Below are 21,971 nucleotides of genomic sequence, written 5' to 3'. Positions count from 1 at the left end.
AATTCCGGAGGTGTCCTGGGTGATGCCCTGGATGGTGCCGACGCCGTACTGGCTGCCGTACGTGATCCAGACCTTGCCGCCCTTGGCGGAGTAGGGGATGGGCGTGCCGTCGTCCGTGACCGCGTTCCAGCTGACACCGCTGACGATGTCGCCGAAGCCGTCGTGGTTGATGTCGCCGACACCGCTGATGACGCCGGGGCGGAGCTTCTGGTAGCCGGAGGTGTCCAGGCCCGAGGCGGTGCCCAGGAGCAGGAAGTTGCTGTTCCAGCCCTCGGCGCTGTCGGTCTCGTAACCGCTGACGACCAGGTCGGTGGTGGCGTCGCCGTCGACGTTGCCGGCGGTGAGGTTGGCGGGCGCCTCGGAGGTGATGATGGGCGTCTGCACCGTCTGGCGGCTGCCGTAGGCGCCGGTCGTGGAGATGCCGCCCTTGAAGACGTACACCTTGCTCTTGGTGGTGCCGACGGCCAGGTCCTGCTTGCCGTCGCCGTCGAAGTCGCCGGCGGCGAGCAGGCGGCCCCACTGGTCGTGCGAGGTGGGGGCCGGGTCGTTGATCTGGACGGCGCCGGCGCCGGTGAGGCCGGAGGCGGAACCCCAGACGATGGTGACCATGCCGGCGTCCTTGTCGTCGCCCAGGTCCTCCCCGGGCGCGCCGACGGCGAGGTCGTCGTAGCCGTCGCCGTTGAAGTCGGCGTAGGCGGTGTCGTCGCCGAAGTTGTCGGAGGCCTCCGCGCCGCCGGGGACGCCGGAGGTGTCCTGGCTGATCAGCGTGCGCTTGGTGGCGGTGATGCCGGTGCCCTTGACGCCGTAGGTGACGACGACCTGCCCGGCGTAGCTCTTGCCCGAGACGGTGGAGTACGCGACGGTGGCGACGTCGCCGATCCCGTCGTTGTTGAAGTCCGCCTGCGAGGCGACGGTGCCGTCGACGGCCGAGGCGGTGGTCGCGGCGGCGAAGGTGAGCAGCCCGCCGGTCACCGCGGTGGCGGCGACGGTCGCGAGGGCGGTGCGGGTCTTCCTGTGCATGCGGTTCCCTCAAATGCCGTGCGGGGAGCGGCGCCGAGCGCGGGTCCCCGGGAGGAACAAGGCCGGGCCTTGGGTGGCCGGCAGTGATCAGACCTGTGACAGGTGTGGTTGGTTGTACGGGAGTTGTGAAGATTTTCGCCCCGGGCCGGGGCCGTGGCCGTGGTGGCACGGCACACGGCCCGGGGAACGGTCGACGGGCGGGTCAGTCGGCGAAGTTGTAGCCGACGTACGGCCGGCCCGTGGTGGAGACGCCGAGCGCTGTCGGGGAGAGCGCGCGGGAGCCGGTGCCGGTGATCTTGCCGCCGGCGGACGGCAGGTACGTGATGCTGCCGTTGCCGTCGTTCTCACCGCTGCCGACGACCAGGTCGGCCCGGCCGTCGCCGCTGACGTCGTCCAGCTTCACGTCCAGGCCGAAGGAGTCGCCCTTCTCGTTGGAGCCGGGGACGCCCGCGGTGTTCTGGTCGATGTACTGGGAGCCGGTGCCGGTGATGCCGGAGGCGTTGCCGTACAGGACGACGACCGAGCCGGTGTCGGTGACGCCGTCGACGTTCTCGCCGGCCACGCCGACCGCCAGGTCGAGGAAGCCGTCCCCGTTGACGTCGCCGAGGTCCAGCTCGAAGCCGAACATGTCGTTCAGTTCGGCGGAGCCGGGGACGCCGGAGGTGTCCTGGGTGATGCCCTGGACGGTGCCGACGCCGTACTGGCTGCCGTACGTGATCCAGACCTTGCCGCCGTCGGCGGCGTAGTCGTCCGTGACGCCGTCCTGGACCTTGTTCTGGTGCCAGCCGCTGACGATGTCGCCGAAGCCGTCGTGGTTGATGTCGCCGACACCGCTGATGATGCCCGGACGCAGTTCCTGCGCACTCGCGGCGTCCAGACCGGAGGCGCTGCCGAACAGCAGGAAGTTGCGGTCCCAGTAGTAGCCGCCCGAGGCCTCCGGGGTATAGCCGTTGGCCACCAGGTCGGTGCGGTGGTCGCCGTTCACGTCGCCCGCGGTGAGGTTGTACAGCGGCCGCGTGGTCGAGATCGGCGCCTGCACCGTCTGGCGGCTGCCGGAGGTGCCGTTGCGGGAGATGCCGCCCTTGAACAGGTACAGCTTCGTCTTGCTGGTGCCGACGGTGAGGTCCTGCTTGCCGTCGCCGTCGAAGTCGCCGGCCGCGAGCAGGCGGCCCCACTGGTCGTGCGAGGTGGAGGCCGGGTCGGCGAGCTGGACGGCGCCGGCGCCGGTGATGCCGTTGGCGGAGCCCCAGAGGATGGTGACCATGCCGGCGTCCTTGTCGTCGCCCAGGTCCTCCCAGGGCGCGCTGACGGCGAGGTCGTCGTAGCCGTCGCCGTCGAAGTCCGCGTAGGCGGTGTCGCTGCTGAAGCCGTCCTCGGCCTCGGCGCCGCCGGGGACGCCGGAGGTGTCCTGGCTGATCACGGTGCGCTTGGCGGCGGTGACGCCGGTGCCCGTGGCGCCGTACGCGACGACGACCTGGCCCGCGTTCGCCTTGCCGGAGACGTACGCGCCGTCGGCGGAGGTCGCCACGTCGCCGACGCCGTCGCCGTTGAAGTCGGCCTGCGAGGCGACGGTGCCGTCGACGGCGAGCGCGGGCGTGGCGGCCGCGAAGGTGAGCAGGCCGCCGGTCACCGCCGCGGCGGCGACGGTCGCGAGGGTGGTGCGGGTCTTCCTGTGCATGCGGATCCCCTTAGAACCACGTGGGGGCGGGTGCTGCGCCCCGGGGAGAAGAAAGTCGAACGTGGGGTGGTGGCAGTGGTCAGACCTGTGACGGGTGGGGTTGGTTGTACGGAAACCGAACGAAAGACCGACCGGGCCGACGCGGCGGGTCGCCGGCCTACGGCGTGCCGGGACGCAGGCACGCCGGAAGCCGGGACGCCGGAAGCCGGGACGCGGTCACGGCGTCCCGGCTTCCGGGTGCGGAGCGGTGCGGAGCGGTGCGGAGCGGTGCGGAGCGGTGCTCAGGCGGTGCTCAGCGGTGTGGAACGGGTGGGTCAGTCGGCGAAGTTCACGCCGACGCCCGGCTTGCCCGCCGTGGAGACGCCGAGCGCCGACGGGGAGAGCGAGCGGGAGCCGGTGCCGGTGATCTTGCCGCCGGTGGACGGCAGGTAGGTGATGGCGCCGTTGTAGTCGTTCTCGCCGCTGCCGACGACCAGATCGGCCTTGGCGTCGCCGTTGACGTCGTCGAGCTTCACGTCGATGCCGAACATGTCGCCCTTCTCGTTGGAGCCGGGGACGCCCGCGGTGTTCTGGTCGATGTACTGGGTGCCCGTGCCGCTGATGCCGGAGGCCTTGCCGTACAGGACCAGGACCGAGCCGGTGTCGGTCACGCCGTCGACGTTCTCGCCGACGACGCCGATCGCGAGGTCGAGGAAGCCGTCGCCGTTGACGTCGCCCAGGTCCAGCTCGTGGCCGAACATGTCGTTGGACTCGCTGGTGCCGGGGATTCCGGAGGTGTCCTGGGTGATGCCCTGGATGGTGCCGACGCCGTACTGGCTGCCGTACGTGATCCAGACCTTGCCGCCCTTGGCGGAGTAGGGAGTGGTCGTGCCGTCCTCGTTGGCCGCGTTCCACATGGCGCCGCTGACGATGTCGCCGAAGCCGTCCGCGTTGATGTCGCCGACACCACTGATGATGCCGGGGCGCATCTCCTGGTAGCCGGAGGCGTCCAGGCCCGAGCCGGTGCCGAGCAGCAGGAAGTTGCGGGTCCAGCCCTCGGTGGGCTCGTAGCCGCTGACGACCAGGTCGGTGGCCGCGTCGCCGTTGACGTTGCCGGCGGTGAGGTTGAACGGAGTGGCGCCCGTCATGATCGGCGTCTGGACGGTCTGGCGACTGCCGGAGGCGCCCTTGCGGCTGATGCCGCCCTTGAAGACGTAGACCTTGCTCTTGCTGGTGCCGACGGCGAGGTCCTGCCTGCCGTCGCCGTCGAAGTCGCCGGCGGCGAGCAGGCGGCCCCACTGGTCGTGCGAGGTGGGGGCGGCGTCGTCGATCTGGACGGCGCCGGCGCCGGTGATGCCGTTGGCGGAGCCCCAGAGGATGGTGACCATGCCGGCGTCCTTGTCGGTGCCGAGGTCCTCCCCGGGCGCTCCGACGGCCAGGTCGTCGTAGCCGTCGCCGTCGAAGTCGGCGTAGGCGGACTCGTCGCCGAACCGGTCGCCGGTCTCGGCGCCGCCGGGGACGCCGGAGGTGTCCTGGCTGACCAGGGTCCTCCTGGCGGTGGTCAGGCCGGTGCCCTGGACGCCGTAGGCGACGACGACCTGGCCCGCCTCCGCCTTGCCGGCGACGGTGGCAGTCGCCGAGGACGCCACGTCCGCGATGCCGTCGTTGTCGAAGTCGGCCTGCGAGGCGACGGTTCCGTCGACGGCGACCGCGGTGGTCGAGGCGGCGAAGGTGAGCAGGCCGCCGGTCACCGCGGCGGCGGCGACGGTCGCGAGAGTGGTGCGGGTCGTTCTGTGCATGCGGTTCCCTCAGGTGCCGTGCGGGGAGCGGCGGCGTGCCGGGATCCCCGGGGAGGAGCTGGGCCGAGCAGGGGAGGTCGGCGGTGATCAGACCCACGACGGGCGGGATCGGTTGTACGGGTGAGGTGAAAATGTTCGACCGGTGGGACGCCGCGGGCCCGGAGGCCGTGGTGGCGTCCGGGCCCGGGGCGCGGGCAGGCGGGTGGGTCAGTCGGCGAGGTGGTAACCGATGTGCGGCTGGCCCGCCGTGGAGACGCCGAGCGCCGTCGGGGAGAGCGCACGGCCGGTGCCGGCGATTTTCCCACCGGTGGAGGGCACGTAGGTGAGGGCGCCGTTGCCGCCGTTCTCGCCGCTGGCGGCGATCAGGTCGGCCCGGCCGTCACCGTCGACGTCGTCCAGCTTCACGTCCGTGCCGAAGAAGTCGTGCTTCTCGTTGGAGCCGGGGACGCCCGCGGTGTTCTGGTCGATGAACTGCGCACCGGCCCCGGTGATGCCGGCGGCCGAGCCGCGCAGCACCACGACCGAGCCGCTGTCGGTCACGCCGTCGACGTTCTCGCCGGTCACGCCGACCGCGAGGTCGAGGAAGCCGTCGCCGTCGATGTCGCCGAGGTCCAGCTCGTAGCCGAAGCCGTCGTTGGCCTCGCCGGTGCCGGGGACGCCGGAGGTGTCCTGGGTGATGCCCTGGACGGTGCCGACGCCGTCCCGGCTGCCGTAGGTGATCCAGACCTGGCCGCCCTTGGCGGCGTAGGGGTCCGTGACGCCGTCCGCGGACCCCTCCTGGTCCCAGCCGCTGACGATGTCGCCGTAACCGTCGTGGTTGATGTCGCCGACGCCGGTGACGATGCCCGGACGCAGCTCCTGCGCGCCGGCGGCGTCCAGGCCGGAGGCGGTGCCCAGCAGCAGGTAGTTGCGGTCCTGGTAGGCGCCGTTCTCCGGCTCCGGCGCGTAGCCGTTGACGACGAGGTCGGTGCGGTGGTCGCCGTTCACGTCACCGGCGGCGAGGTGGTAGTACGTCGCCTCGGTCCAGACGGGGGTCTGGACGGTCTGGCGGCTGCCGTAGGAGCCGGACCGCGTGATGCCGCCCTTGAACAGGTACACCTTGGTCTTGTTCGTGCCGACGGCCAGGTCCTGCTTCCCGTCGCCGTCGAAGTCGCCGGCCGTCAGCAGGCGCCCCCACATGTCGTGCGAGGTGGGGGCCGGGTCGTCGATCTGGAAGGCGCCCTTGCCGGTGATGCCGGAGGCGGAGCCCCACAGGACGGTGACCGTGCCGCCGTCCTTGTCGCCGCTCAGGTCCTCGTCCGGTGCGCTCACCGCCACGTCGTCGTAGCCGTCGCCGTCGAAGTCGGCGTACGCGGTGTCGTAACCGAAGTGGTCGCCGGCCTCGGCGGAGCCCGGGACGCCGGAGGTGCTCTGGCTGACGACGGTCCGCCGGGAGGCCGTCAGTCCGGTGCCCTTGACGCCGTAGGCGACGATCATCTGGCCGGCCTCCGCCTTGCCGCCGACGTAGGCCCCGTTGGCCGAGCCGATGACGTCGCCGACGCCGTCGCCGTTGAGGTCGGCCTGCGAGGCGACCGTGCCGTCGACGGCGAGCGCGGGCGCGGTGGCCGCGAAGGTGAGCAGTCCCCCGGTCACCGCGGCGGCGGCGACGGTGGAGAGGGCGGTGCGGGTTCTGCGGTGCATCAGGGTTCTCCCAGGCCGGCGGGAGGGCCGGCCGGGGACCGCTTCGACCGCCTCGCGCAGAGGAACGTCCGGCGTGAGCGTCCGGACGCCGGTGAAGACCCCCGAGGGCCGGGCATGGTTGTACGGCGGGGGAGTGGGCCGGATCACCCGCGTCCGGGGCAGGCGGCCGGGGCGCCCCCGGAGCGAGCCTGGTGTGGCCGGGCGGGCGGTCCGGGCCATGGCCTCAGTCGGCGAACCGGTCGCCGAGCTGCGGCTCGTGCGCGGTGGGGACGCCGAGCGCCGTCGGGGAGAGCGCGCGGGATCCGGTGGCGGTGATCGTCCCGCCGGCCGAGGGCAGGTAGGTGATGCTGCCGTTGCCGGTGTTCTCCCCGCCGCTGCCGACGACGAGGTCGGCCCGGCCGTCGCCGCACGGGGCTCCCTGGTCCGGCGGGGCGGTTCGGGTCAGGGCCGTCCCGCGGTGTCGCCCGGTCCGCGGGACCGGGCGCGGTGCACGACCGGCGTCGGCTGTCCTGTCGTCGGGTGTGCTGTCGCCCGGTCAGCGGGCGAGATCCTCCCCGAGCATCGGCTTGCCGGCCGTGGGGACGCCCAGCGCGGTCGGGGACAGGACACGCGAGCCGGTCGCGGTGATCCTTCCCCCGCCGGCGGGCAGGAAGGTGATGCCGCCGTTGCCGTCGTTCTCGCCGGGGCTCGCGACGACCAGGTCGGCCCTGCCGTCGCCGGTGACGTCGTCCAGCTTCACGTCTCCGCCGAACCCGTCCCCGTCCTCGGCGGTGCCGGGCACGCCGGAGGTGGCCTGGTGGAGGGTCTGCGCCCCGCCGGTGGTGATGCCCGAGGCGCTGCCGTGCAGGATGACGACGGCGCCTGTACGGGTGGCGCCCACCACCTCGGACACCACGCCGACGGCCAGGTCGAGGTAGCCGTCCCCGTCGATGTCGCCGAGGTCGGTGGAGAAACCGAAGCCGTCACCGGTCTCCCCGACGCCGGGGACACCGGCGGTGTCCTGGTCGACGGACCGGACCCTCCCGGTGCCGTCCTCGGTGCCGTAGGTGATCCAGATCCGGCCGCCCAGAGAGGAGTAGGGCAGGCCGGGGCGGTCCGTCCACCTGTCGTACGTCATGCCGGAGACGACGTCCGCGAGGCCGTCGCGGTCGATGTCGCCGATGGAGCTGTGGCTGCCGGGCGGCATTTCCGTGACGCCGGCGGGGTCCAGGCCCGAGGGTGAGCCGCGCAGCAGGAAGTTCCGGGGCACCCGGATCGACTCCATCCCCTCTTCGGCGAAGCCGCCCACCAGCAGGTCGGTGGCCCCGTCCCCGTCCACGTCGCCGGCGGTGAGTGCCTGTGAGATCCGGTCGGTGAGCGGGGTGGGGACCTGCTGTGCGTCGCCGTAGGAGCCGGATCTGGTGATGCCGCCCTTGATCAGGGTCACCGTGGTGCTCAGGCCGATGACGGCCAGATCCTGCCTGCCGTCGCCGTCGAAGTCACCGGCCGCCAGACGGTCGCCCCAGCGGGCCGACCGGAAGTCGCCGGCGGGGTTCTCGATCTGGACGGAGCCCTGGCCGGTGAGTCCGCCGGCGGAACCCCACAGGACGGTGACGGATCCGGCGTCTTGGACGTCCCCGACGTCCTCCCGGTGGGCCCCGACGGCGAGGTCGTCGTAACCGTCGCCGTCGAAGTCGGCGTAGGCGTTGCGCCACCCGAACCAGTCCGCCTCCTCGGGGGTGCCGGCCACGCCCGGGGTGGCCTGGCTGATCACGGACCGCCTGTCCGCCGTGAGGCCCTTGCTCTTGACGCCGTAGGTCACGACGACCTGGCCGGCCTTCGGGTGGCCGTTCACGGTGGCCCGGGCCGAGGAGACGACGTCGCCGGCGCCGTCGCCGTTGAAGTCGGCCCGCGCGACGACCGCCGCGTCCGCGGCGACGGCGGCCGGTGCGGCGGCGGTGAACAGGCCGCCGGTGAGGGCGGCCGCCGAGGCGGCCGTGAGGGCGGTGCGGGTTCTGCGGTTCATGCGGCTCCCTGGTCCGGCGGGGCGGACCGGGTCACGGCCGGCCTCGCGGTGACGCCCCGGCCGCCGAGGCCGGGCGGTCTACGAGACCGGTGACAACTCCTGATGGTTGTAGGGGCAGTTGAGGTGCACCCCACGGAAGGCCGGGCCCTGTCCGCGCGGATGGTGGCGGCGTCTGTCGGCGAAGGGGACGAGGTGCCGCCCGGGGAGGCAGGGCGCCGCGTCCCCGGGACGGACGTCGGCCGGTGCGACCGACGGCAGCGGAAGCCCGCGAGGTGCCGGTCGCGTGGGGCGGCGGTGACGGCGTCCCCGGAGTTCACCACCGGCCCGGTGTGGCCGGCGTCGGGCACGGGGGGCACGGAAAAGCCGGAGCCCGGCCGAGCTCAGGAAGCTCGGCCGGGCTCCGGCCCTCGTACAGCGCCGCCGGTTCACTGCGCCGGCTGCGGCTCCGGCGTGTCCTCGGTCTCCGCCTCGCCCGCCGGGTCGGCGGGGGTCTTGACCGACTCCAGGAGGAGCTGGGCGACGTCCACGACCTGGATCGACTCCTTGGCCTTGCCGTCGTTCTTCTTGCCGTTGACCGAGTCGGTCAGCATGACCAGGCAGAACGGGCAGGCGGTGGAGACGATGTCCGGGTTGAGGGACAGGGCCTCGTCGACGCGCTCGTTGTTGATGCGCTTGCCGATCCGCTCCTCCATCCACATCCGCGCGCCGCCGGCGCCGCAGCAGAAGCCGCGCTCCTTGTGGCGGTGCATCTCCTCGTTCCGCAGGCCCGGGACGTTGGCGATGATCTCGCGCGGAGGCGTGTAGATCTTGTTGTGGCGGCCCAGGTAGCAGGGGTCGTGATACGTGATCAGACCCTCGACCGGGGTGACCGGGATCAGTTTGCCCTCGTCGATCAGGTGCTGGAGCAGCTGGGTGTGGTGGATGACCTCGTAGTCGCCGCCGAGCTGCGGGTACTCGTTGCCGATGGTGTTGAGGCAGTGCGGGCAGGTGGCGACGATCTTCTTCGCCGACTTCGGCTTCGCCGACTCCGGCGTGACCTTGCCGTCGTCGTCCATCTCCTCGCCGAACGCCATGTTCAGCGCCATGACGTTCTCCATGCCGAGCTCCTGGAACAGGGGCTCGTTGCCGAGGCGGCGGGCGGAGTCACCGGTGCACTTCTCGTCGCCGCCCATGATCGCGAACTTGACGCCCGCGATGTGCAGCAGCTCGGCGAAGGCCTTGGTGGTCTTCTTGGCGCGGTCCTCCAGGGCGCCGGCGCAGCCGACCCAGTAGAGGTACTCGACCTCGGTGAGGTCCTCGATGTCCTTGCCGACGACCGGGACCTCGAACTCGACCTCCTTGAGCCATTCCAGGCGCTGCTTCTTCGCCAGGCCCCAGGGGTTGCCCTTCTTCTCCAGGTTCTTGAGCATCGTGCCCGCCTCGGAGGGGAAGGCCGACTCGATCATCACCTGGTAGCGGCGCATGTCGACGATGTGGTCGACGTGCTCGATGTCCACCGGGCACTGCTCGACGCAGGCGCCGCAGGTGGTGCAGGACCACAGGACGTCCGGGTCGATGACGCCGTTCTCCTCCAGCGCCCCGATCAGCGGGCGCTCGGCCTCGGCGAGCGCCGACGCGGGCACGCCCGCCAGTTGCTCCTCGGAGGCCTTCTCCTCGCCCTCCATGGTCTTGCCGCCGCCGGCCAGCAGGTACGGGGCCTTGGCGTGCATGTTGTCGCGCAGCGACATGATCAGCAGCTTCGGGGAGAGCGGCTTGCCGGTGTTCCAGGCGGGGCACTGCGACTGGCAGCGGCCGCACTCGGTGCAGGTGGAGAAGTCCAGCAGGCCCTTCCAGGAGAACTGCTCGACCTGGGAGACGCCGAAGACGTCGTCGTCACCGGGGTCGGCGAAGTCGATCTCCTTGCCGCCGGAGGTCATCGGCTGCAGGGCGCCGAGCGCCGTGGAGCCGTCCGCGTTGCGCTTGAACCAGATGTTGGGGAAGGCCAGGAAGCGGTGCCAGGCGACGCCCATGTCCGTCCGGAGCGAGACCACGATCATCCAGATGAAGGACGTCCCGATCTTGATCATCGCGAACAGGTAGATCAGGTTCTGCAGCGTGGTGACGCCCAGGCCCTTGAAGGCCAGCACCAGCGGGTACGAGGCGAAGTACGCGGGCTCGTAGTGCGGGATGTCCAGCAGGGCGCCCTCGAGGCCGCGCAGCATCATGATCGCGAGGCCGATGGTCAGGATGACCGTCTCGACGAAGTACGCCTGGCCGGCGTTGGACCCGGCGAAGCGGGACTTGCGGCCGGGGCGGGTCGCCTTGGAGAGCTGGCGGATCACGATCAGCGTGAGGATGCCGAGCGTCGTCATCGTGCCGATGAACTCGACGAACATCTCGAACGGCGTCCAGTGCCCGATGAAGGGGATCGCCCAGTCGGCCTGGAAGAGCTGGCCGAACGCGGTGATCAGGGTGGGCACCAGGGAGAAGAAGCCGACGGCGACGAACCAGTGGGCGAAGCCGACGATCCCCCAGCGGTTCATCCGCGTGTGGCCGAGGAATTCCTTCACCAGCGTCACGCTGCGCTGGTAGGGGTTGTCGGTCCGGGTACCCGCGGGCACCGGCTGCCCCAGCTTGAAGTACCGGACGAACTGACCGACGGCGCGTGCGAGCAAGGCGACGCCCACCACGGTCAGGACCAGCGACACGATGATCGCGGCGAGTTGCATGGGAGGCTCCTCGGGCCTGCGAGGGGTGTGGAGAACAAGGAACGGAGCAGATTACTAAGCGGTAACTTATCCAGTCCGTTCGAGACTATCCATATCCAGCGCCGCCCGCAGCCGTCGGAGCGGTGATCTGCGTCGCTGAGGGTTGCCTCAGTATCTCCCGGGGCAGGGGCGTGGTGCGTCCGCCCTTCCCCGCGCCGCCCGCCGCGTCCCTCGGTTGCCCCGCCGGGCCGGTTCCGGGAAGCCGCCGGAGCGGCCGTGAAGCGCTCTCCGGCGGCCCTGCGGGCCCCGCCTCCGTAAAGTTGAGTCCGTCCGGCTCAGGTCTGTTGCCTCTCGCCGCGAGGTCGTGCACACTTGAGTCTGTTCCACTCAAGTCAGCTGGAGGAAGATCACCATGGCACGTGCGGTCGGCATCGACCTGGGTACGACCAACTCGGTCGTCAGCGTTCTGGAGGGCGGTGAGCCCACCGTCATCACCAACGCCGAGGGCGCCAGGACCACGCCGTCCGTCGTCGCCTTCGCCAAGAACGGCGAGGTGCTCGTCGGCGAGGTCGCCAAGCGCCAGGCCGTCACCAACGTCGACAGGACCATCCGGTCGGTCAAGCGCCACATGGGCACCGACTGGAAGATCAACCTGGACGGCAAGGACTTCAACCCGCAGCAGATGTCCGCGTTCATCCTGCAGAAGCTGAAGCGGGACGCGGAGAGCTACCTGGGCGAGAAGGTGACCGACGCGGTCATCACCGTCCCGGCGTACTTCAACGACTCCGAGCGCCAGGCGACGAAGGAGGCCGGCGAGATCGCGGGCCTGAACGTCCTGCGCATCGTCAACGAGCCCACCGCGGCCGCCCTGGCCTACGGCCTCGACAAGGACGACCAGACCATCCTGGTCTTCGACCTCGGCGGCGGCACCTTCGACGTCTCGCTGCTGGAGATCGGCGACGGCGTCGTCGAGGTGAAGGCGACCAACGGCGACAACCACCTCGGTGGTGACGACTGGGACCAGCGCGTCGTCGACTACCTGGTCAAGCAGTTCCAGAACGCCCACGGCGTGGACCTGGGCAAGGACAAGATGGCCCTGCAGCGTCTGCGCGAGGCCGCCGAGAAGGCCAAGATCGAGCTGTCCTCGTCCACCGAGACCTCGATCAACCTGCCCTACATCACGGCCTCCGCCGAGGGCCCGCTGCACCTGGACGAGAAGCTCACCCGCGCCCAGTTCCAGCAGCTCACCTCCGACCTGCTCGAGCGCTGCAAGGTGCCGTTCCACAACGTCATCAAGGACGCCGGCATCCAGCTCGGCGAGATCGACCACGTCGTCCTCGTCGGCGGCTCGACCCGCATGCCCGCCGTCGCAGAGCTCGTCAAGGAGCTGACCGGCGGCAAGGAGGCCAACAAGGGCGTCAACCCGGACGAGGTCGTCGCCATCGGCGCCTCGCTCCAGGCCGGTGTCCTCAAGGGCGAGGTCAAGGACGTTCTGCTCCTCGACGTCACCCCGCTGTCCCTCGGCATCGAGACCAAGGGCGGCATCATGACCAAGCTGATCGAGCGCAACACCACGATCCCGACCAAGCGCTCGGAGATCTTCACGACGGCCGAGGACAACCAGCCGTCCGTGCAGATCCAGGTCTACCAGGGCGAGCGCGAGATCGCGGCGTACAACAAGAAGCTCGGCATGTTCGAGCTGACCGGCCTCCCGCCGGCCCCGCGCGGCGTCCCGCAGATCGAGGTCTCCTTCGACATCGACGCCAACGGCATCATGCACGTGACCGCGAAGGACCTGGGCACGGGCAAGGAGCAGAAGATGACCGTCACCGGCGGCTCCTCGCTGCCGAAGGACGAGGTCGACCGCATGCGTGAGGAGGCCGAGCGCTACGCGGAGGAGGACCACAAGCGTCGCGAGGCCGCCGAGATCCGCAACCAGGGCGAGCAGCTCGTCTACCAGACCGAGAAGTTCCTCAAGGACAACGAGGACAAGGTCCCGGGCGAGGTCAAGACCGAGGTCGAGGGCGCCGTCGCCGAGCTGAAGGAGAAGCTCAAGGGCGACGCCGCCGAGGGCGACAACTCCGCGGAGATCCGCACCGCCACGGAGAAGCTCGCGGCCGTCTCGCAGAAGCTCGGCCAGGCCATGTACGCCGACGCCCAGGGCGCCCAGGCCGCCGGCGGCGCCACGGCCGGTGACGCCCAGGCCGGTGCTCCCGAGGACGACGTGGTGGACGCCGAGATCGTCGACGACGAGCGCAAGGACGGTGCCGCGTGACGGAGGAGACCCCGGGTTTTGACGAGAAGCCCGACGTCCCTTCCGGCAGCGGTTCCGAAGACGCCGAGCCGCAGGCCGCCGACTCCTCCCAGGAGGAGCCGGCGGCCCCGGCCGGGGACGCGGCACAGGCCGCAGGCCTGACGGCGCAGCTCGACCAGGCCCGCACCGCGCTCTCCGAGCGCACCGCGGACCTGCAGCGGCTCCAGGCGGAGTTCCAGAACTACCGCCGCCGGGTCGAGCGCGACCGGATCGCGGTCCGGGAGATCGCCGTGGCGAACCTCCTGACCGAGCTCCTGCCGGTGCTCGACGACATCGGGCGCGCCCGTGAGCACGGCGAACTGGTCGGCGGCTTCAAGTCGGTGGCCGAGTCGCTGGAGACGGTCGCGGCGAAGATGGGCCTGCAGCAGTTCGCCAAGGAGGGCGAGCCCTTCGACCCGACGATCCACGAGGCGCTGATGCACAGCTACGCGCCGGACGTCACCGAGACCACCTGCGTGGGCATTCTGCAGCCCGGGTACAAGATCGGCGACCGGATCATCCGCCCCGCGCGGGTGGCCGTGGCCGAGCCGCAGCCGGGTGCGCAGGCGGACGCCGAGGAGTCGGGGGCCGAGGGCGAGAAGGCGTCCGAAGGTGCCGACGGCGCCGAGAACGCCGAGAACGCCGAGCACAAGGAGAACGGTGGCCCGGACGAGGGCTGACGTGAGGCGGCGCGCCGGTCTTCGGCGCGCCGGTGACGGACGGAAGGAGGGACGTCGGGGATGAGTACCAAGGACTTCATCGAGAAGGACTACTACAAGGTTCTCGGCGTTCCGAAGGACGCCACCGAGGCCGAGATCAAGAAGGCGTACCGGAAGCTCGCCCGCGAGTTCCACCCGGACGCCAACAAGGGCAACACGGCCGCCGAGGAGCGCTTCAAGGAGATCTCCGAGGCCAACGACGTGCTCGGCGACCCCAAGCGGCGCAAGGAGTACGACGACGCCCGCGCGCTCTTCGGCAACGGTGGCGGCTTCCGTCCGGGCCCGGGTGCCGGAGGAACGTTCAACTTCGACCTGGGCGACCTCTTCGGAGGGACCCAGGGCGGTGGCGCCGGCGGTGGCGGCTTCGGCGGTGGTGGCGGCGGCGGTCTCGGCGACGTCTTCGGCGGCCTGTTCGGCAACCGCGGCGGCGCCCCGGGCGGCGCCCGCACGCAGCCGCGGCGCGGGCAGGACATCGAGTCCGAGGTGACGCTCAGCTTCACCGAGGCGGTGGACGGCGCCACGGTGCCGCTGCGGATGTCCAGCCAGCAGGCGTGCAAGGCCTGTTCGGGCACCGGCGACAAGAACGGCACGCCGCGCGTGTGCCCGACCTGCGTCGGCACCGGGCAGGTGGCCCGCGGTTCGGGCGGCGGCTTCTCGCTGACCGACCCGTGCCCCGACTGCAAGGGGCGCGGCCTCATCGCCGAGAACCCCTGCGACATCTGCAAGGGCTCCGGCCGGGCCAAGTCCTCGCGCACCATGCAGGTCCGCATCCCGGCCGGTGTGAGCGACGGCCAGCGGATCCGGCTGCGCGGCAAGGGCGCGCCCGGCGAGCGGGGCGGACCGGCCGGCGACCTGTACGTGGTCGTCCACGTGGACGACCACCCGGTCTTCGGCCGCAAGGGCGACAACCTGACGGTGACCGTGCCGGTGACGTACACGGAGGCCGCCCTCGGCGGCGAGATCCGGGTGCCCACGCTGGGCGGTCCGCCGGTCACCCTGAAACTGCCTCCCGGCACGCCCAACGGGCGCACCATGCGCGCCCGGGGCAAGGGCGCGGTCCGCAAGGACGGCACCCGCGGCGACCTCCTGGTCACCGTCGAGGTGAGCGTTCCCAAGGACCTGTCGGGCAAGGCCCGGGACGCCCTCGAGGCGTACCGCGAGGCGACCGCGGGGGAGGACCCGCGAGCGGAGTTGTTCGAAGCCGCGAAGGGAGCATGACGAGATGGACGGTCGGCGGCGCAACCCGTACGAACTGACCGAGGACACCCCGGTCTACGTCATCTCGGTGGCGGCCCAGCTCTCCGGCCTGCACCCGCAGACCCTGCGTCAGTACGACCGCCTCGGCCTGGTCTCCCCGGACCGCACGGCCGGGCGTGGCCGGCGCTACTCGGCCCGCGACATCCAGCTGCTCCGCCAGGTGCAGCAGCTGTCGCAGGACGAGGGGATCAACCTGGCCGGGATCAAGCGGATCATCGAGCTGGAGAACCAGGTCGCCGCCCTCCAGTCCCGCGTCGCGGAGCTGCAGTCCGCGGTCGAGGGCGCGGCGGCGACGATCCGGGCCCGCGAGGCGGCGGTGCACGCCTCCTACCGGCGGGACCTGGTCCCGTACCAGGAGGCGACCCGCACCAGCGCCCTGGTGGTGTGGCGCCCGCCGACGCGGGGTCAGTGACGGCGGGACGCGAACGGCCGAAGGGCCGGGGAGACCTGACGGTCTTCCTGGCCCTTCGGTGTGTAAGGGGCCGCTCGCGTGGACTCAGTACTGGTCGTACCGGATGGCGTAGGTGTGGATCGCGAGAAGCTCCGTGCCGTCGGCGCGGACCCCCACCACCTGGTACCAGGTCGTGGAGCCGAGGAGCTGCTCCGGATCGCTGTAGCGGACCCAGCCCTGGGCGCCGCCCCGGACGCTGCCCGCAGGCCGCCAGCCGGTGTCGCCCCAGACGCTCACCCGGTACTCGGTGATGTCGGCGCATTCGTCGACGCCCGAGCAGTGCCAGGTCGCCGCGACGGTGGCGGGACCGCCGGAACGCGGACTCGCGGTCAGCGGGCCCGAGGTCGTGACGACCGGGTCGCCGGGAAGAACGACGAGCTCGGTGACGGTCACCGTGGGGACGCTGGGGTCGTCCGGCGCGAGCACGTTGTCGAACTCGTCCATGGCCCGGACCGAGTAGGTGGCCTTCTCTCCGTCGGGGAGGTTCGGGCACAGCCTGACGTCCATGTCCTCGTACGTGAAGGTGCAGGAGACGTCCTGCCACTGGACCGTACCGTCGCTGCCGGTGACGGCGCGCCGGACACGGTAGGACGCGATGTCGTCCGCCGGAACGTCCCAGCGCAGCAGCACGCCGTCGGCGCGGGGCGTGGCCGTCAGGCCGGTGAGCGGGGCCGGTGCGGTGCGGTCGGTGGTGTTGACCGTCACTGGTGTGGACCGCTCGGACGCGTTGCCCCTGCCGTCGGTGACGCCCGCCGTGTAGGTGTACGTGGTGTCGGGTTCCCCGGTCCGGTCGACGCAGCTGAAGATCATCTCTCCGTCGGCCCAGCTGTACGGGTCGTCCATGTAGGTGTCCTCGTCACCCTCCCGGCACTGGACCTCGACCGTCTCCGCGTCGGGCCCGGTCCCCCGCGTCCGGTACACGTACACCCGCGCGCCGTTGGCGAGCTCGCCCCAGAGTGGTTCCTCCGGCGTGTTGAAGGTCAGGAACACCTGGCCGGGACGCACCAGTGCCTTCAGACCGTAGGGTGCGGCCGGTGGTGTGCGGTCGACGCCGTCGACGGTGAAAGGAGCGGAGAGGGCCCCCGGGTTGCCCGCCGTGTCGTAGCCGCGTACGAGGAAGACCCCGGCGTAGTGGGACCAGTCGTGGAACGACGTCTGAGCGGAGGAGCCCACCTTGGTCCGCTCACCGGTCTGCGGGTCCTGCCACAGCACCTCGTAGCGGGTGGCGTCCGCGACCGCGTTCCAGCTCAGGCGTGCGCCGTAGAGGTCGGTGCCGCCGGTGAGTCCGGTGGGCGCGGCCGGACCGGTGAGGTCCACCGTGGTGACGCCCTTGTCGGCGGTGCCGGTGGAGGTGTTGCCTGCCTTGTCGTAGGCGCGGACCTCGTAGTAGTAGAGCTTGCCGTCCATCGGCGGGGTGTCGGTGTACGAGGTCGCCGACGCCGTGGTGACGGCGAGCGGCTTCGTCGGGTAGGAGCCGCCGGAGACGCGGCGGTAGACCTGGTAGCCGGCGAGGTCCATCTCGGGGTTCCTGGTCCAGGAGAGCTTGGACTTGTAGGTGCTGGTGCTGTAGGTCAGGGCGGCGCCGCCGGGCGTGAGCGGCTTGACCTTGTCCACCGTCGCGGTGGTGCGGGGGGTGTAGGCGAACTTGACGTCGGCCGAGCCGGTCCAGTTCACGAAGTCGATCCGCAGGCTGTGCTTGCCCTGGGGGACGGTGAGGTTGACCGTCTTGGAGACCGTGCTGGAGACGTTCTTCCAGAGGTCGACCTTGCGGACGCCGTCGAGGTAGACGCGGATGCCGTCACGCGAGGACGCGGTGAAGGTGAAGGGGCCGCCGGAGCCGAAGTCGCGGGTGACGGATCAGCGGACGCCGAAGTAGTTGGAGGGGAGGCCGGTCGCCGGCGCTCCCGTTCCCCAGTTCTGGTCGATGGCGCTGTCGCAGTCGGTCTTCTTCGGCATGCCGGAGAAGCTGGTGTCCGCGAAGAACTGCCGCTTGAACACCGGGGAGGCGCAGGTCACCGCCGCGGAGGAGGTGGAGGCGGCCACGCCGATCAGGCCACCGGTGGTGGCGAGGACCACCGCGGCGGCGGTGGCGGCGCGTGCCGTGGAGATGCGGTTCACGATCGGGGAACTCCTGAAGGGTCCGTGAAGAGGGCCGTTCGCGGGAGACGGCCGTGAACCATGACTCACGAGGGACGGACGAGGTTGTACGCCGGCCCGCGCCCCCTGTGGGTGATCACCCCACGGATGCGCGGGACACCCAGGGAGACGTGTGAAGGGACACTGGCTATGATTCCGCTCTGTCTTCACACGAGCCGCAGAACATCGTCCCGGTCACGGCAACGACCGATTCCCCTTCGTGCCGTTCCGCCCGTGACGCCCTCGTCGGCCCGGATCGTGGTGGGACGCCCCGCCCTTAACCGAACGCAGAAGTGGGCTTTCGAATGCGTCGTTATGCCATATCCATGGCCGCCGTCACGCTGTCCTTCTCGCTCGCCGCGTGCGGGGGTGCTCAGGGGAAGGATGGCGACGACGCCGCTCCGTCCGACCTGAACGACATCACGATCGGTCTGCTGATGCCGGAGAAGAAGATCTCCCGGTACGAGGCCTTCGACTTCCCGATCTTCAAGGACAAGGTCGACGAGCTCACCGACGGCCAGGGCGTGGTCCGCTACGCCAACGCCAACGGCGACCAGACCGCGCAGAACCGGCAGATGCGCTCGATGGTCGACGCCAAGGTCGACGTGATCGTCGTGGACGCGGTGGACGCGGCCGCGGTGGCGTCCGAGGTGAAGTACGCCAAGGAACAGGGCATCCCGGTCATCGCCTACGACCGTCTGGCCGAGGGCCCGGTCGACGCGTACGTCTCGTTCAACAACACGGTGGTCGGCGAGGTCCAGGGCCGGTCGCTGGCCGAGGCGGTTCCCGGCGAGTCCATCGTGATGATCAACGGCTCGCCCGCCGACCCCAACGCCGCGATGTTCAAGGAAGGCGCGAAGGGCGAGCTGACCGGCCTCACCGTCGCCAAGGAGTACGACACCGACGGCTGGGACCCGCAGAAGGCCAAGAAGAACATGGCGGAGGCGATCAAGCAGCTCGGCGTCTCCAAGATCAAGGGCGTGCTCTCCGCCAACGACGGCATGGCCGGCGGCGTGGTCGAGGCGCTCAAGGAGGCGGGCGTCACCGACATGCCGCCCATCACCGGCCAGGACGCGGACATCGAGGCCGTGCGGCGCATCGTCACCGGTGAGCAGTACATGACGGTCTACAAGCCGTACCCGAACGAGGCCGAGGCCGCCGCGGAGATGGCCGTCGCCAAGGTCCGCAGCCACGACATCCAGTTCGACGCGCTGACCCGCGACTCGGTGGACAGCCCCACCGACAAGGACATTCCGGCGGCGCTCGTCCCCGTGATCGAACTCACCCGGGACAACATCAAGGACACCGTCGTCGCCGACGGCGTCCACAAGGTCGACGAGATCTGCGTGGCCGAAATTCGCGAGGCCTGCAAGGCCGCCAAGCTGCTCTGACGTCCTGACGCACCGGCCGGCCCCGAGCCCCCTCGGGGCCGGTGGCGTATTGCGGCGCGGGTCCGCGGCCGCGCATAGTGGCGCTGCGAACAGGCGGCGCTACCGGGGGTGGAGAACTGAATGTCCGGTGAGGCTGCCGCGGTCCGTGCGGCCCAGGAGCATCCGCACGGTCCCGAGCGCCTGTGCGAGGAGGGCGACCGGGCGTACGCCCGTGCCGTCCGCCGGGGGCGGGTGCCGCGCCGCGATTCCGAGGCGGTGCCCTGCCTGCTGGACCTCGGCCTGCTGCACCCCGACCCGGACGACATGGACTGGCTGGTGCCGACGGCGCCCCAGGAGGTCATGACCCGGCTGCTGCGCGAGCTGTGCGCGGAGATGGGCGACGCCCACCGGCGGATGGACTCGGCGCTCTCGGCCGCCGACCGCTACGCGGGCCTCGGCAGCCGGCTGCGCCCGGCGGGCGGCACGGGGCCGCTGGGGAGCGAGGCGTCGCTGCGGGTCCTGGACGGGCTGCCGAGGATCCAGACGGCCATCGACGAGGCCTCCGCGGCCTGCGTCACCGAGGTGCTGACGGTGCAGCCGGGCGGCATCCGCCCCGAGCACGAGCTGACCGAGGGCCTGCCGCGCGCCATGGAGCTGCGGCACCGCGGCGTGCGGATGCGCGACCTGTACACGCATGTGGCCCGGCACGGGCAGGGCCTGCTGGGCTACCTGGAACTGATGGGCGACGCCGTCGAGGCCCGCACCCTGGACGAGGTGCCGGAACGGCTGATTCTTTTCGATCGCACGGTCGCCTTCGTGCCGGCCAACAGCCGCCGCTCGGTGGCCCTGGAACTGCGGCACCCCGCCCTGGTGGACTACCTGGCCACCGTCTTCGAGCGGCTGTGGCGGCTGGCGGTGCCGGTCGGCTCGCCCGTTCCGGCGCCGGAGGACGGCGGGGTGGGGGTGTCCCACCGGGAGCGGTCGATCGCCGCGCTCCTCGCCGAGGGCCACCAGGACGCCGCCATCGCCGAACGGCTCGGCATCAGCGTGCGCACCTGCCGGGCGCACATCGCCCGCCTGAGCGAGCGGCTGGGGGCCGCCAGCCGGACCCAGCTGGGCGTGCGGATCGCCCAGGCGGGTCTTGACCGCCCGCCGGGGGCGGACGGCTTCCTGCCCTAGGACAGGTCCTGCCCCCCGGCAGGGGCCTCGTCGGCCTCCTCCGCCTCCTCGGCGCCCTCGGGGCCCTGCGTGTCGCTGCCGTCCTCCAGAAGGCCCGAGCGGGCTATCAGGTAGCCGAGCTGGGCCCGGCTGCCACTGCCCAGCGCGGCGGCCAGTTTGGCGATGTGGGCGCGGCAGGTGCGGACGTTCATGCCGAGGCGCCGGGCGATGGCCTCGTCCACCTGCCCCTCGACCAGCAGCCGGGCGATGGTCCGCTGGATCTCGGGGACGCCGTCGACGGCGGCTTCCCTCGGCTGCTCCTGGAAGAGGGGCTCGGCGCTGTGCCACTGCTGCTCGAAGACCTTGACCAGGTAGTCGACCACGCCGGGATGGCGGAGCTCCAGGGCGACCTTGCGGTCGTCCTGGGCGGGTATGAAGGCCACCGAGCGGTCGAAGATGATCAGACGGTCGACCAGGGTCCGCGCGGTGCGGAACTCCATCTGCGACTCGTTCATCAGCCGCGCGTAGGTGAGGGTTCCGTGACTGTGTCGGGCGGTGTGCTGGTAGAGCACGCGGGCCGCGATACCGTGCGGTGCCTCCTGGGCGAAGTGGACCGCCGCGGTGAGCGCCGGCTCGCTGCGGCCCCCGCCCGGCTGCACGGAGAGGATCTCCGAGCGGCAGTTGGCCTGGGCCAGCCGGATCGCCTCGTTGATCCGCTCCGCGCCCTCGAGCACGGTGATGGCGTGGGTCGTGGGCCGGCTGTGGGTGGCGATGGAGAGGAACGGCTCGAAGGCCTGGGCGAGCTGGACCGCGTGCTCGCGACGCTCCCGGATCTCCCGCTCGAGCGGGTGCAGCCGCTGGGACAGCGCGGTCATCGGCGGCACCGGCCGGAGCCAGGCCGAGTCGTCGGGATCCGGCTGGAGCAGGGCGAGCTCCAGCAGGCAAGGCGCACTCTCCGCCGCCGAGCGCCGGATGCGTCCCAGGTGCAGCGCGTCCGCGTAAAGACGCCTGCCGCTCTCGCACAGCTCCTCCATCCCGTGGAGATGTGTCCCTGTTGTGCCGGTATTCCGCAAATCTCCGCCCCCCAGGGTTATGAACGTGCAGGAACATGATGCATCTTCGAACTGGCCATCGTGTGCCGGTATGCGCCATCGTCTGATGCGGCGGGGATCGTATTGGGAAGTGAGGACGAAGCCCATCATGTGCAAGAGAATGCTTCTCTCGGCGCTTGCTGTTGCCTTCTCGGCGGGCGCGCTCCTCGGTATCGCCGACGGGAGTGGGCAGGGCGTCGACGGTGGCACGAGTGTCCAGGCCGACTGGGTCTGGTACGACAGCGTCACGGCTCGTCCCGCGTACGAGGCGGGCGCGGAAGCATGACCACCCCGCCGGACGACCGCTCGTTCCGCCGTGAGATGGCCGTGGCCTACCGGTCCGGCTGGCACTTCGTCGACCTCGTCACCGCGCTCCCCCACGCCGGCGACTCCCTGATGGTCACCGTCTTCGGGGAGCCGGTCGTGGTGACGCGCGACGAGGAGGAGGACGTGCGGGCGTTCCGGTGCCTGCGCCGCCCCCGCGGAGCGCCGCAGCCGGTCCGCTGCGCGATCCGCTATGGAATGATCTTCGTGAACCTGGACCAAAGGGACCACCGGGAGTTCGCCCCCCACGAACTCCCCGAAGTCTCCTCAGCCACCCCCCGCAGCGCCTGACGCGATACCCCCAACGTCAAAGATCGCCTCAGG

At 71.0% G+C, this 21,971-nt stretch carries 17 protein-coding genes; 8 read left to right on the top strand and 9 right to left on the bottom strand.

Annotation, left to right across the window (positions count from 1 at the left end):
- The 6 genes from ACFRAV_RS08365 to ACFRAV_RS08340 form a co-directional block, all read right to left on the bottom strand.
- On the bottom strand, positions 1 to 1,020 hold a 1,020-nt coding region (locus ACFRAV_RS08365), incomplete at its 3' end, for an FG-GAP repeat protein (RefSeq protein WP_382552694.1).
- A gap of 202 nt (positions 1,021 to 1,222) precedes the next feature.
- Positions 1,223 to 2,698: a VCBS repeat-containing protein gene (locus tag ACFRAV_RS08360; RefSeq protein ID WP_382552692.1), complete on the bottom strand. Its 1,476-nt coding sequence runs from the start codon at positions 2,696 to 2,698 to the stop codon at positions 1,223 to 1,225.
- 314 nt (positions 2,699 to 3,012) lie between these two features.
- The gene (locus ACFRAV_RS08355) at positions 3,013 to 4,476 is read right to left on the bottom strand and encodes an FG-GAP repeat protein (RefSeq protein ID WP_382552690.1); all 1,464 of its coding nucleotides are present in this window, start codon (positions 4,474 to 4,476) and stop codon (positions 3,013 to 3,015) included.
- A 207-nt stretch (positions 4,477 to 4,683) separates the two neighbouring features.
- Positions 4,684 to 6,156, bottom strand: a complete 1,473-nt coding sequence (locus ACFRAV_RS08350; protein ID WP_382552688.1) for an FG-GAP and VCBS repeat-containing protein — start codon at positions 6,154 to 6,156, stop codon at positions 4,684 to 4,686.
- Between the two features lie 535 nt (positions 6,157 to 6,691).
- Positions 6,692 to 8,161 (bottom strand): VCBS repeat-containing protein, encoded by a 1,470-nt coding sequence (locus ACFRAV_RS08345; RefSeq protein ID WP_382552687.1) that lies wholly within the window; start codon positions 8,159 to 8,161, stop codon positions 6,692 to 6,694.
- A gap of 425 nt (positions 8,162 to 8,586) precedes the next feature.
- Positions 8,587 to 10,869 (bottom strand): (Fe-S)-binding protein, encoded by a 2,283-nt coding sequence (locus ACFRAV_RS08340; RefSeq protein ID WP_382552686.1) that lies wholly within the window; start codon positions 10,867 to 10,869, stop codon positions 8,587 to 8,589.
- Between the two features lie 391 nt (positions 10,870 to 11,260).
- Here ACFRAV_RS08340 and dnaK point away from each other — a divergent pair, with 391 nt between their 5' ends.
- Genes dnaK through ACFRAV_RS08320 form a run of 4 tightly spaced genes read left to right on the top strand, consistent with a single transcriptional unit; the run spans position 11,261 to position 15,529 of the window.
- The gene (gene dnaK / locus ACFRAV_RS08335) at positions 11,261 to 13,123 is read left to right on the top strand and encodes a molecular chaperone DnaK (RefSeq protein WP_382552685.1); all 1,863 of its coding nucleotides are present in this window, start codon (positions 11,261 to 11,263) and stop codon (positions 13,121 to 13,123) included.
- Positions 13,120 to 13,821: a nucleotide exchange factor GrpE gene (gene grpE, locus ACFRAV_RS08330; RefSeq protein ID WP_382552683.1), complete on the top strand. Its 702-nt coding sequence runs from the start codon at positions 13,120 to 13,122 to the stop codon at positions 13,819 to 13,821. The genes dnaK and grpE overlap by 4 nt, the downstream gene beginning before the upstream one ends.
- Before the next feature lie 60 nt (positions 13,822 to 13,881).
- Positions 13,882 to 15,078 (top strand): molecular chaperone DnaJ, encoded by a 1,197-nt coding sequence (dnaJ, locus tag ACFRAV_RS08325; RefSeq protein WP_382552681.1) that lies wholly within the window; start codon positions 13,882 to 13,884, stop codon positions 15,076 to 15,078.
- Between the two features lie 4 nt (positions 15,079 to 15,082).
- Positions 15,083 to 15,529, top strand: coding sequence for a heat shock protein transcriptional repressor HspR (locus ACFRAV_RS08320; RefSeq protein ID WP_351113706.1), 447 nt, complete (start codon positions 15,083 to 15,085; stop codon positions 15,527 to 15,529).
- 84 nt (positions 15,530 to 15,613) lie between these two features.
- On the opposite strand, the gene ACFRAV_RS08315 is transcribed toward ACFRAV_RS08320, so the two are convergent.
- Both ACFRAV_RS08315 and ACFRAV_RS08310 read right to left on the bottom strand, forming a co-directional pair.
- Positions 15,614 to 17,242 carry a fibronectin type III domain-containing protein gene (locus ACFRAV_RS08315; protein WP_382552679.1) on the bottom strand — a complete coding sequence of 543 codons (1,629 nt, stop codon included), beginning with the start codon at positions 17,240 to 17,242 and terminating at the stop codon, positions 15,614 to 15,616.
- A gap of 183 nt (positions 17,243 to 17,425) precedes the next feature.
- Positions 17,426 to 17,686 (bottom strand): hypothetical protein, encoded by a 261-nt coding sequence (locus ACFRAV_RS08310; protein ID WP_382552677.1) that lies wholly within the window; start codon positions 17,684 to 17,686, stop codon positions 17,426 to 17,428.
- 344 nt (positions 17,687 to 18,030) lie between these two features.
- Between ACFRAV_RS08310 and ACFRAV_RS08305 the strand changes: the two genes are divergently transcribed.
- Entirely contained in the window at positions 18,031 to 19,095 is a 1,065-nt protein-coding gene (locus ACFRAV_RS08305) for a sugar ABC transporter substrate-binding protein (protein WP_382552675.1), read from the top strand.
- 120 nt (positions 19,096 to 19,215) lie between these two features.
- Positions 19,216 to 20,253, top strand: coding sequence for a LuxR C-terminal-related transcriptional regulator (locus tag ACFRAV_RS08300; protein ID WP_382552674.1), 1,038 nt, complete (start codon positions 19,216 to 19,218; stop codon positions 20,251 to 20,253).
- On the opposite strand, the gene ACFRAV_RS08295 is transcribed toward ACFRAV_RS08300, so the two are convergent.
- A complete protein-coding gene (locus tag ACFRAV_RS08295) occupies positions 20,250 to 21,266 on the bottom strand; it encodes a helix-turn-helix transcriptional regulator (RefSeq protein ID WP_382552672.1) in 1,017 nt (338 codons plus the stop codon). The genes ACFRAV_RS08300 and ACFRAV_RS08295 overlap by 4 nt on opposite strands.
- Before the next feature lie 166 nt (positions 21,267 to 21,432).
- Here ACFRAV_RS08295 and ACFRAV_RS08290 point away from each other — a divergent pair, with 166 nt between their 5' ends.
- Positions 21,433 to 21,609: a hypothetical protein gene (locus tag ACFRAV_RS08290; protein ID WP_382552671.1), complete on the top strand. Its 177-nt coding sequence runs from the start codon at positions 21,433 to 21,435 to the stop codon at positions 21,607 to 21,609.
- Positions 21,606 to 21,938 carry a hypothetical protein gene (locus ACFRAV_RS08285; protein ID WP_382552670.1) on the top strand — a complete coding sequence of 111 codons (333 nt, stop codon included), beginning with the start codon at positions 21,606 to 21,608 and terminating at the stop codon, positions 21,936 to 21,938. Before ACFRAV_RS08290 ends, ACFRAV_RS08285 begins: the two co-directional genes overlap by 4 nt.
- Positions 21,939 to 21,971 lie beyond the last annotated feature (33 nt).

It is taken from the genome of Streptomyces sp. NPDC056600, assembly GCF_042792855.1.
In the GTDB taxonomy this organism is placed as follows: Bacteria; Actinomycetota; Actinomycetes; order Streptomycetales; family Streptomycetaceae; genus Streptomyces.
Note: the sequence above shows the minus strand (reverse complement) of the source record. Positions and strands in the feature narration are given on the sequence as shown.